Source organism: Pseudarthrobacter sp. RHLT3-21 (genome assembly GCF_059383495.1).
Map to the genome: position 1 here is coordinate 1 of NZ_JBWZCI010000047.1, position 10,836 is coordinate 10,836.

Annotated in this window: 8 protein-coding genes and 1 rRNA gene; 7 read left to right on the forward strand and 2 right to left on the reverse strand. The window is 66.3% G+C overall.

The annotated features are described in order from the left end of the window. From AC50YA_RS22780 to AC50YA_RS22805, 6 genes are all read left to right on the forward strand, one after another. The coding region (locus AC50YA_RS22780; protein ID WP_494984428.1) for a hypothetical protein at positions 1-187 on the forward strand (187 nt) is incomplete at its 5' end. A gap of 46 nt (positions 188-233) precedes the next feature. Next, a 5S ribosomal RNA gene (rrf, locus tag AC50YA_RS22785) occupies positions 234-350 on the forward strand. A 378-nt stretch (positions 351-728) separates the two neighbouring features. Then, positions 729-1,016, forward strand: a complete 288-nt coding sequence (locus AC50YA_RS22790) for an HU family DNA-binding protein (RefSeq protein ID WP_056341443.1) — start codon at positions 729-731, stop codon at positions 1,014-1,016. A gap of 102 nt (positions 1,017-1,118) precedes the next feature. Then, complete coding sequence (locus AC50YA_RS22795) at positions 1,119-3,269, forward strand: bifunctional copper resistance protein CopD/cytochrome c oxidase assembly protein (RefSeq protein WP_494984429.1); 2,151 nt, start codon at positions 1,119-1,121, stop codon at positions 3,267-3,269. Continuing rightward, complete coding sequence (locus AC50YA_RS22800; RefSeq protein ID WP_494984430.1) at positions 3,269-5,335, forward strand: NHL domain-containing thioredoxin family protein; 2,067 nt, start codon at positions 3,269-3,271, stop codon at positions 5,333-5,335. Before AC50YA_RS22795 ends, AC50YA_RS22800 begins: the two co-directional genes overlap by 1 nt. 273 nt (positions 5,336-5,608) lie before the next feature. Next, positions 5,609-6,430 (forward strand): DUF559 domain-containing protein, encoded by an 822-nt coding sequence (locus AC50YA_RS22805; protein ID WP_494984431.1) that lies wholly within the window; start codon positions 5,609-5,611, stop codon positions 6,428-6,430. Between the two features lie 317 nt (positions 6,431-6,747). On the opposite strand, the gene AC50YA_RS22810 is transcribed toward AC50YA_RS22805, so the two are convergent. Continuing rightward, positions 6,748-7,740, reverse strand: a complete 993-nt coding sequence (locus AC50YA_RS22810) for a hypothetical protein (protein WP_494984432.1) — start codon at positions 7,738-7,740, stop codon at positions 6,748-6,750. 130 nt (positions 7,741-7,870) lie between these two features. Beyond that, positions 7,871-9,598, reverse strand: a complete 1,728-nt coding sequence (locus tag AC50YA_RS22815) for a helicase HerA-like domain-containing protein (RefSeq protein ID WP_494984433.1) — start codon at positions 9,596-9,598, stop codon at positions 7,871-7,873. Between the two features lie 138 nt (positions 9,599-9,736). Here AC50YA_RS22815 and AC50YA_RS22820 point away from each other — a divergent pair, with 138 nt between their 5' ends. Beyond that, on the forward strand, positions 9,737-10,726 hold the full coding sequence (locus tag AC50YA_RS22820) for an LLM class flavin-dependent oxidoreductase (protein ID WP_494984434.1): 990 nt from the start codon (positions 9,737-9,739) through the stop codon (positions 10,724-10,726). Positions 10,727-10,836: the final 110 nt, after the last annotated feature.

Genomic DNA, 10,836 nt, shown 5'->3' on the forward strand with positions numbered 1-10,836 from the left:
AATGCGTGAACGGCATTCAAAAGACGTTCACACCAAGCACTGGTACGAAGATAACAAGACTGCTTGCGTCCACTATGTGGTTCCCAAACAACAAACCCGTCCCGGACGGATCGTTGCACAGGAACAAAAACACAACACAATAACAACACCACACCTGCAACCAAAAGTTGCAGGGAACATGTTGTAACCATTGTTTTCCCACACACCCTCACGGGTGTGACGGGTAGAAGGGTTACGGCGGTCATAGCGTGGGGGAAACGCCCGGTCCCATTCCGAACCCGGAAGCTAAGACCCACAGCGCCGATGGTACTGCACCCGGGAGGGTGTGGGAGAGTAGGTCACCGCCGGAACATCATTACGGTTGAGAGCCTCCAAACACACTGTTTGGANCCACCACCAAAGCCCGGCCCCTCCCGCACCACCCGGCACCCCAGCCCGCCGCCGTCGGACACCACACAGGCTCCGCCCCGCGAAGTGATACAGCGTCCAGGGGAAAAATGCAGGACCTGATAGAGCGTCCGCCGGAACACCGCAGGAACTGCGAGAGCGTCCGCTGTGGGCGCAATTCCCCCGTAAATCCCCGGAAAACCGGTGATTTTAGTCAAAAAGTCGCGGAAACACGCGGAATTTGCGGTCCTCGCGGGCCCAAGCTGGTAAGTTTTCGAAGAGTGGCTTGCACGCATGCCGCGTTCAGGCTCCAGAAATCGTGACCGTCCAGGAGGACATCAATGGCTAAGAACCGTAGTGAACTTGTTTCAGAGGTAGCAGGCAAGGCCGGCACCAGCCAGGCAGCCGTCAACTCCGTCCTCGATGCGCTGTTCGAGGTTTTCGAGACTTCCGTCGCCGCCGGCGAGAAAATCACCATCCCGGGCTGGCTCGCAGTTGAGCGCACCGACCGTGCAGCCCGCACCGGCCGCAACCCGCAGACCGGCGAGACCATCCAGATCGCAGCAGGCCACAGCGTCAAGCTGACCGCCGGCTCCAAGCTGAAGGCTGCAGTCGCCAAGAAGAAGTAGCCTTCTTCAGCAACAGCAGCAAAGAAGCGGCAACCTCAGGGTTGCCGCTTCTTTGCTTTAAGCCGATTCGCCGCGTGGGCACCCGTAGCGGACAATGGAAAGGTGCCTTCTGCAGCAAAATCCCGTCCCACAGCACCCCAGCCAGGCCCCGTCGGGGGCGCCTCGGACAGGGGTGGCGGCGTCTTGGGGATTTCCCGGCCGTGGCAGCTCGCGGGCCTCGCAGCCCTCTTCCTGGGACTGACGGCGGCGCTCCTCTTCTCCGGCGCTTCTGCGGCTCGTGAGGTCTCTGACCCGGGAGCCCTGGTCCGCTGGGGGCTTCCCGTCAGCAAGGCCATCCACAACGTGGCCCTGGCGACGGTGATCGGCGGACTGATCTTCGCCGTCGGTATCCTCCCAAGATCTGCCGGACCCCGGTCCCGGAACCACAACGGCGACGCTCCGGAACATCCGGCCTTCGCCCGGGCCCTGGCCATTGCTGCCGCTGCGGGTGCTGCCTGGACGCTGTCAGCGGTGGCCGTGCTGGTCCTCACTTACTCAGACGTTGCGGGCCAGGCCGTCGGGGGGGACGCCGAGTTCACCCGCGCCCTGGTGTACTTCATGACGGACATCGAGACCGGCCGGGCATGGCTGACAGTGACCATCATCGCGGCCGTGGTGACCACCGCGCTGTTCGGCGTCAGATCCCTGGGCGGCCTTGCGCTCACGCTGATACTGGCGCTGGCCGGGCTTGTTCCCGCCGCTCTGATCGGCCACTCCTCAAGCTCATCGGACCACGAAGGCGCCATCAACTCCCTGGGCCTGCACCTTGTGGGCGTCAGCGCGTGGGTTGGCGGCATCGTCGTCCTGGCGCTGCTGTCCGGAATCCTGACCGGTTCGAAGCCCGGGGCCGCCGCCGACATCACGGAACCGACGCTGCGGCGTTTCTCCTCTCTGGCGGGCTTTGCGTTTGTGCTCGTCTTTGCCTCCGGCGTCATCAATGCCAGCATCCGCATCACCAACTGGGGTGACCTCCTTGGTTCCCCCTACGGCCAACTGATCCTTGCGAAGTCGGCTGCCGCCCTTGTCCTTGGCGGGATCGGCTTTATGCACCGGCAATGGGTCATCCCCCAGCTGGGCCGCAAAGGCTCGGCTATGTCCTCACGCCGCGTGCTGTGGCAGCTGGTGCTCGCGGAACTCCTCGTTATGGGAGCCACCTCCGGGGTCGCCGTCGCTCTGAGCCGGTCGGCCCCGCCGCAGCCCACCACGTTTGCGCCGGACGCCTCGCCGGCATTCATTCTCACCGGCTACGAGCTGCCGCCTGAACTGACCCCGGAGCGCTGGCTGACGGAATGGCGCTTTGACTGGCTCTGGGTGGCCGTGGTTCTCTTCGGGCTGGTGGCATACTTCCTGGGCGTCGCCAAGGTGCTCCGACGCGGCGACAAGTGGCAGTGGTTCCGCGCCGTGAACTGGGTGATCGGCCTCCTGGTGCTGACCTACATCACATCAGGGCCGCCGTCGGTCTATGGCAGGATCCTTTTCTCCGCGCACATGGTGGACCACATGGCCCTGACCATGGTGGCCCCCATCTTCCTGGTGCTCGGCGCCCCCGTGACGCTGGCCCTCCGGGCGTTGCCTGCCCGCGGCGACGGCACACGTGGGGCGCGCGAGTGGCTGCTCGTGATTATCCACTCCAAGTTCTCGCAACTGGTCACGCATCCCATCTTCGCGGCGGCCAATTTCGCGGGCTCCATCGTGCTGTTCTACTACTCGGACGCGTTCGGCTTTGCCATGCGGGATCACGTGGGCCACGAGCTCATGATCCTGCACTTCTCGCTCACGGGTTACATCTTCATCCTGAGCATGATCGGCACGGACCCGTTGCCCCGCCGCGCACCGTATCCCATGCGCCTGCTCCTGCTGCTGGCGACCATGGGCTTCCACGCGTTCTTCGGCGTCGCCATCATGGGCGGCACCAGCCTGCTGGCGGCCGACTACTTCGGCAACCTTGGCCGGGCCTGGGGGCCCTCCGCCCTCCTGGACCAGCAAATGGGCGGCGCAGTGGCCTGGGGAGTCGGCGAAGTACCCACCCTCCTGGTGGCCATCGGCGTCGCCATCATGTGGTCCCGCTCCGATGAACGGGAGACGCGCCGCACCGATCGGGCAGCGGACAGGAATAACGACGCCGATCTCACTGCTTACAACGATATGTTTGCCAAATTGGCTGAACGCGATGCCAGATTGGCTGAACGCAACTCAAAGCTGGAAGGACGCTGATGAGCGAAACCGTACGCACCCAACTCCGGGTCCGCGCCTCCGAACTGGTGGGCCGCAACTGGCTCAACACCGGCGGCAAATCGCTGGACCTCGAAGCCCTGCGCGGCAAAATCGTGCTGCTCGACTTCTGGACTTTCTGCTGCATCAACTGCCTGCACGTCCTCGATGAGCTGCGCCCGCTCGAGGAACAGTACTCCGACGTCCTGGTCACCGTGGGTGTCCACTCGCCCAAGTTTGAACACGAAGCAGATCCCGTGGCCCTGGCCGCCGCCGTGGAACGCTACGAGATCCACCACCCCGTCCTGGACGATCCCGAGCTGGAGACGTGGAAGGCCTACACGGCGCGCGCGTGGCCCACGCTGGTGGTGATCGACCCCGAGGGCTACATCGTGGCGCACCTGTCCGGTGAAGGCCACGCTGACGGCCTGGCCGTGCTCATCCCCGAACTGATCGCCGAGCACGAGGCCAAGGGCACGCTGCACCGCGGCTCCGGCCCGTACGTGGCGCCGGAAGCCACCTCGGGCACGCTGCGCTTCCCCGGCAAGGCACTGTTCCTGCCAGCCGGGCGCGGTTCAGCCGGGCGAGGCTCCGGCGGGCGCGGTTCAGCCGCGCAGGGTTCAGGCAAGGAGGGAACGTCCGACGGCGGGACTTCCGCCGCCGCTGATACCGCCACCGACGGTTCCTGGCTGGTAACCGACACCGGCCACCACCGCCTCGTGGAACTGGGCACCGACTTCGAAACCGTCCTGGCGACCTTCGGATCCGGGACCAAGGGACACGCAGATGGCCCGGCCGCCGCCGTCGACTCCGTCCAGCCAACCGCACGGTTCAACGAGCCGCAGGGCCTGGTGCTGCTTCCGGAAGAGGTGGCAGCGAAGGCGGGCTACGACGTCGTGATTGCAGACTCCGTCAACCACCGCCTCCGAGGACTCTCGCTCACGGACGGAACAGCCACGACGATTGTTGGCAACGGCGTGCAGCGCCTGCTGGAAACCGGCCCCGCGCGGGTGGACGAAGACGCCGCCGGCTTCACGGGCCAGCTTAGCGAGCATCCGCTTGAAGTGTCCCTCAGCTCGCCGTGGGACGTCGTCTGGTCCACCAAGCTGAACGCCGTGGTGATCGCCATGGCCGGCACGCACCAGATCTTCAGCTTCGACCCCCTCACCGGCGCCGTGGCAATTATTGCCGGCAACGGCCTGGAGGGCTTGCTGGACGGCCCCGCCCACGAGGCCTGGTTCGCGCAGCCCTCCGGCCTGGCCGAGGACGCCGACGGCAACATCTGGGTGGCGGACTCCGAAACATCCGGCCTCCGCAAGCTGATCATTGACGACGGCGGCACGGTCACCGTGGAGACTGCCGTGGGCAAGGGCCTGTTCGACTTCGGTTTCCGTGACGGCCCCGCGTCCGAGGCACGCCTCCAGCACCCCCTCGGCGTCACCGTCCTGCCTGACGGCTCCATTGCCATCGCTGACACCTACAACGGTGCCGTGAGGCGCTACGACCCTGCCGCAGGGACCGTGTCCACGCTGGCCCGCGGACTCTCGGAGCCCTCCGACGTGATTGTGGACCACACGCACGCCGCAGGCTCCGAGCCGCTGCTGGTAGTGGTGGAGGCCAACAAGCACCAGTTGGTCTACGTGCCCATCCCCAAGGAAGCCCAGCAGGTGGACGAGGGCGCCTCTCAGACGCACCGGCCCAAGAGCCCGGTAGCCCCCGGACTGCTCGAGCTGACCGTTCGTTTCACCGCACCCACCGGGCAGAAGCTCGACGACCGCTGGGGCGATCCCACGCAGCTGAAGATCTCCTCCACCCCGCCGGAGCTGCTTGTGGCCGGCGGCGGAACCTCGGTGGGCCTGCTCCGCACGCTGGAGCTGGCTTCCGGCATTCCGGAGGGCGTCCTGCACATCACCGCCCGCGCCGCAGCCTGCGACGGACCGGAGGATGCGGACGGCGAGATCCCGGACCACGCGGCCTGCCACCTGTACCAGCAGGACTGGGGCATCCCGGTTCTCCTGACGGACGACGGCGACACCGAGTTGGTCCTGGACCTGCGCGGAATGGACTGATCACCACCGCCGCTGCGGCTTAGCGGCACTTGCTTTGCGGCACCGGCTTGCTGAGCCGGTGTGAGGAGGCTGCCTTCTGTGACCTGATGTCACGGGAGGCAGCCTTTTGTGCGCCGGGGCAGCCGCTGGCCGCGGATTTCCGGGGTTAATGTCTCCGCTCATGGCCAAGAGCGTGCTCTGCGTGACGCCGGAGGCAACTGCCGGGGCGCCGAGTTATCCACATAGGGGCGCCATGGGGCGCGGCGAGACCCCCGGCGGCGGCAGCATGGCCACATGGATGTGCAGAAAGCCCTGCAACTTTGCGGTGGAGCAGCCAGGCGCCCGGCGCTGGGCAGGCTGGGAATCGATGATGCGTCGCTGCGCCGGGCAGCCCGGGGCGGACAGCTCCTCCAGCCGGACCGCGGGCTCTATGCCCTCCCGACGGCGCCGGAAGAGCTTGTGGGCCTGTTGCGTAACCGCCAACTCCTGACGTGTGCCAGCGCTGCGCCCCACCATGGGTTGTGGTCGCTGCCGTCCTCGGGCCCGCTGCATGTGCACCACCGCCGGGCCGAAGCGGTCACCGGCAGCCGGATTCACCATGCCGGCCTGTTTCTGCCGCCACAGCCCGACAGGCCCGTAGCCGCACTGGCCGATATCCTTATTCACGCGTTGAGGTGTCTGCCTTTTGCCGAGTCCTTGGTGATGGTGGAATGTGCCGTTCAGCGGGGAGACATGACCGTGGACTTTCTGCGGGCCAGGCTGCCAGGCAGGCGGAACGGCCCTGCCCGTGAGGTCCTGAGGTGGGTGGACCGGGGTGCTGACTCGCTTCTGGAAACCTTGGCCCGGACCTACTTCCGGCAGGCCGGGATCCGCGTGGAAACCCAGGCCTACCTTGAGCGTGTGGGCCAGGTCGATCTCCTGTTGGAGGGCTGGCTGGTGGTGGAGCTGGACGGCCGGCAACATGCTGATTGGACCCAGGTGAAGAAAGACCACCGCCGGAACAACGAGTCGGTGGTCCAGGGCTACACCGCGCTGCGGTACTACTACGCGGATGTTGTTTACTCGCCGGCTTACATGGTGGGGCAGGTCCTGTCAGTGCTGGCGCGGGGGAGATAGCGGCCGTCCGGTTATGCGGCTCTCCCGTCATGTAGCCTTCCCGTCACGTAGCCTTCCCGTCACGTAGCCTTCCCGTCACGTAGCCTTCCCGTCACGTAGCCTTCCCGTCACGTAGCCTTCCCGTCACGTAGCCTTCCCGTCACGTAGAGCAGGCTCTTGGGTGGGCGGCGGAGGGAAAACCCCGGAAACTCAGGGGCGAGCGTGCGCAGCAGCGGCAAAAACATGCTGGGCGTGACACTTCCGGCCCTCAAACGGGCCGAGAAGAGGCGCCGGGGCCGGGGGTGCGCCGCCAAGAGGGGCTGGCGCTGCCCGAGGCGTTAGTAGCTCAGGAGCGGGGTGACCCTGATGGTGTCGCCGGCGACGTCCAGGCGTGTGGTGAAGCTGAAGTCCACCACTTCGTTGAGCGGGAACCAGGCGCCGGTGAAGGAACTCTGCTGGACCGCCTCCACCTTGGCCTTCCCATCGAGGGGGGCAACCACCCAGCGGCCGTCAAAGGGCTCGATAGATATCTCCGGGTATTCTGTGATGCTCCACTTGATGGTGCCGTCGTCCACGTTGTTGGTGCTGGCGAAGTAGAAGGGGCAGTCCGGCTGCAGCTTTTGCTGCTTCACGGCTTCGGCGGCGCAGGTGTCCAGGAACTCCTGAACCTTCGCGCCCACATCCTTCCGCAGCTGTTCTGTGGCCTCGGTCAGCAGGTTCAAGGGAGCGGCCGGGACATCGCGGGATGTCACCGTGGCGCGCGTGGCGGGCGCGGCGAAGTATTCACCGTTCAGGGAGGCTTCGTATTCGCCAGGATAGAACACGGCGAACGAATTTCTGCCTTGGGGCATGTTCACCGGGACGCCGTTGAGGTTGGCTTCGCTGGCGTTCACCACCGTCAGGCCCACCGTGGGCAGCCGCGACGGCACAAACGCCCACGTATTAAAGAACAGCCATTCCGTGCCGGTCTTCTCCAGCAAGAACTCGGTGCGTAGCCTGCTGCCGTCGATCGTGTACTGCACGGGCACCATAACCTGGTTGCCTGAGCGTTCCTCGGCCTCGCCGATAGTGACGTTCGCCAGCCGGGAAGAGGCCGTCTGCAGGGCTGTGCCGTCGAGCATGGCGGCGTTGCTGGGCGGCACCGTGGCCCGCAGCAGGCCCAGCGCCTTGCCGCCGTCGCCCTCGTGGAGGGCGTCCAGGTATTCCCGGACAGGCTGCTGTGGACTGGCCGCCGTATTGTTCACCACGTTGACCCCAACGATGGCCGCGGCCACGGCAAGCATGAGGCCAAGCAGCCACCCTGCTGCCATCCTCACCAACGCCTGACTCATCTGCACTTCCCTTACGTTACCTGCAAGCCCGCTGAACACAGGTGTTGCCGCCGCCCCGTGTAGCAGGGTGCGGCGGCTTTCCTGACGCCCGACGGCGGGAAGTCCAGGGCGGGACATCGTCCGGGTTTTCCTACCGGCGGCGCCGGGACGAGGTGCCGAAGACGCCGCGGAGCAGTTCCCGGCCAAGCTGGGTGCCCAGGGAACGGACCATGCTCTTCAGCCCGCCACCCAGTGCCCCGCCGAGTGCTCCGGCGAGGTCGCCCACCATGCCGCCGCCGGCAGGGGCCGCAGGTTCCGGTGCACGCCGCGAGGGCGCATCAGAGCCGGCCCCACGGTCGGGCGCCGGCGCGGGACGGCTGCTGGGCCTGCCCAGGATTTCCTCCTCGATCCGGCGGGCCTCGGCGTCGACGTCGGCCTGTCCCGAACCGGCCTGCCCCGAACCTGACTGCCCGGAAGTCCCCGGAACCGGCGGCTCACCCGGCGCGGCTCCACCGGTGGGCGCTGCGCCCTTGCCGGTGAGCTTCTCGTAGGCGGAGACGTTGTCCACGGCGGTCCCGTACTTGGGCAGCAGGGCGGAACCTCCCACAGTGGTCTTGATGAGCTCCTCAGTGCTGGGGCCCATGACGGATTCCGGGGCACGCAGGCGTGTGTGGGCAACCGGCGTCGGGGCGCCCTTCTCGTTCATGACGGTAATGACGGCTTCGCCGATTCCGGCGGACGTGAGGGTTTCCTCAAGGTCGTAGTCGCTGACCGGGAACGTGGACACGGTGGCTTTCAGGGCCTTGGCGTCCTCGGGCGTGAAGGCCCGGAGGGCGTGCTGGATGCGGTTGGCCAGCTGGCCCAGGACGTCGGCGGGGACGTCTTTGGGGGTCTGGGTGACAAAGAAGATCCCCACACCTTTGGAACGGATCAGCCGGACAGTGGTGGTGATGGCGTTCAGGAAGGCCTTGGATGCGCCGTTGAACAGCAAGTGGGCCTCGTCGAGGAAGAACACAAGCTTGGGCTTGTCCAGGTCGCCGGCCTCGGGGAGGTCCTCGAACAGGTCCGCCAGCAGCCACATCAGGAAGGTCGAGAACAGCATCGGCTTGGTCTGCAGGGTGGGCAGCTCCAGGCAGGTAATGACGCCGCGCCCGTCCGGGGCGGTCCGGAGCAGCTCGGCCGTGTCGAACTCAGGCTCGCCGAAGAACTTTTCCAGGCCCTGCGCTTCCAGGTTCACCAGTTCGCGCAGGATGACGCCGGCGGTGGCCTTGGACAGGCCGCCCAGTTCCTCCAGCTTGTCCTTGCCTTCGTCCGAGGTGAGGAACTGGATGACCGCGCGGAGGTCCTTGAGGTCGATCAGCTCAAGGTTGTTTTTGTCCGCAAAGTGGAAGACCAGCTGCAGGCTGGATTCCTGGGTGTCGTTGAGCTCCATGACGCGCGAGAGCAGAATGGGGCCAAACGAGGTGATGGTGGCACGGACGGGAATGCCGTTGCCGTCGCCGCCCAGGGCTAGGAACTCCACCGGGAACGTCTTGCCGGCCCAGGCCTGGCCGATGCTGTCGGTGCGCGCCTTTAGCTTCTCACTGCTGGCGGCCGCCGTGGCCAGGCCGGAAAGATCGCCCTTGATGTCCGCGAGGAACACGGGAACCCCGGCAGTGGACAGCTGCTCGGCCATCATGTGCAGCGTGACGGTCTTGCCGGTGCCGGTGGCGCCGGCTACCAGGCCGTGCCTGTTCATCATGGCCAGCGGCAGGCGGACCTGGGCTTCCTTGTGGAGTTCGCCGTCCACAATGGCGGCACCCAGCTCGATGGTGGCGCCTTCCAGGGTGTAGCCCTTCTGGATGGTGGCGAGTTTTTCGGCAGTGGTTTTGATGGCCATGCCGCTAGCTTAGCGGGGGCGCCGGACACCCCACCGCAGCCCGCAGAAATAACCCGGGCGCCGCCGTCGTTGTCCACAGTGTGCCCGCCGCGACCCGGCCGGCCACCCTACGCAACGCATTGAAAGGCCGGCACCGACGTGACGCTTCCCCTCTCCATCCTTGATCTGGCAACCATTGGCAAAGGCCAGACTGCGGCGGAGAGTTTCGCAGGCAGCGTGGCCATGGCACAGCGGGCGGAGGAGCTTGGCTACCGGCGGATCTGGTACGCCGAGCACCACAACATGTCCGCCATCGCGTCGTCGGCCACCAGCGTGCTGATCGCCCACGTGGCCGCCCACACCAAGACCATCAGGCTCGGCGCCGGCGGAATTATGTTGCCCAACCACTCGCCGCTGACCATCGCCGAGCAGTTCGGCACCCTGGAGACGCTGCACCCGGGCCGGATCGACCTTGGCCTGGGCCGCGCCCCCGGCAGCGACCAGAACACCATGCGCGCGCTGCGCCGGGACCCCATGTCCGCGGACACTTTCCCGCAGGATGTCCTGGAGCTGCAGGGCTACCTCACCGGCCCCACGCGGATCCAGGGCGTCGAAGCCACTCCAGGCAAGGGCACCAACGTCCCGCTGTACATTCTGGGTTCCTCGCTGTTCGGCGCCCGCCTGGCCGCCCAGTTGGGCCTGCCGTACGCCTTCGCCTCGCATTTCGCGCCCAACGCCCTGCGGGATGCCGTGGCGCTCTACCGCCGTGAATTCAAGCCCTCGGCCCAGCTGGACGCACCGCACGTGATCGCCGGCGTCAACGTGGTTGCCGCCGATACCACTGCCGAAGCGCAGGCGGCTTTCCGGGCCACCCTGCGCGCCCGCGTCTCGTTGTTCTTTGGCGGCGGGCGCGAGTTCTCGGACGATGAAGCGGACATGATCCTGGACTCCCCGCAGGGCCAGCACGTCTCGCAGATGATGACCTACTCCGCCATCGGCACCCCGGACGTGGTGCTCGACTACCTGGACGGGTTCGCCAAGCACTCCGACGCCGACGAACTTATCGTGGCGCACCAGAACACCGGCACCGAGGCAAGGATCCGCTCCGTGGAGCTGCTGGCGGAGGTTGCCGGGCTGGCCCGGGTCTAGTCCCAATGCCGTTCACTTAGCAGGGGTGTGTTAATCTTTCGGCATGGCGCGTAGTGGATGGGTGACCCCGGTGGGTCCGGAGCGGTTGAGCGATCATGTCTCTTTGGGTG

What these genes read in the sequence shown, in the direction of transcription:
- AC50YA_RS22790 (WP_056341443.1), top strand. Translation starts at nt 729, where the DNA reads ATGGCTAAGAACCGTAGTGAACTTGTTTCAGAGGTAGCAGGCAAGGCC.
- AC50YA_RS22800 (WP_494984430.1), top strand. Translation starts at nt 3,269, where the DNA reads ATGAGCGAAACCGTACGCACCCAACTCCGGGTCCGCGCCTCCGAACTG.
- AC50YA_RS22805 (WP_494984431.1), top strand. Translation starts at nt 5,609, where the DNA reads ATGGATGTGCAGAAAGCCCTGCAACTTTGCGGTGGAGCAGCCAGGCGC.
- AC50YA_RS22810 (WP_494984432.1), bottom strand. Translation starts at nt 7,740, where the DNA reads ATGAGTCAGGCGTTGGTGAGGATGGCAGCAGGGTGGCTGCTTGGCCTC.
- AC50YA_RS22815 (WP_494984433.1), bottom strand. Translation starts at nt 9,598, where the DNA reads ATGGCCATCAAAACCACTGCCGAAAAACTCGCCACCATCCAGAAGGGC.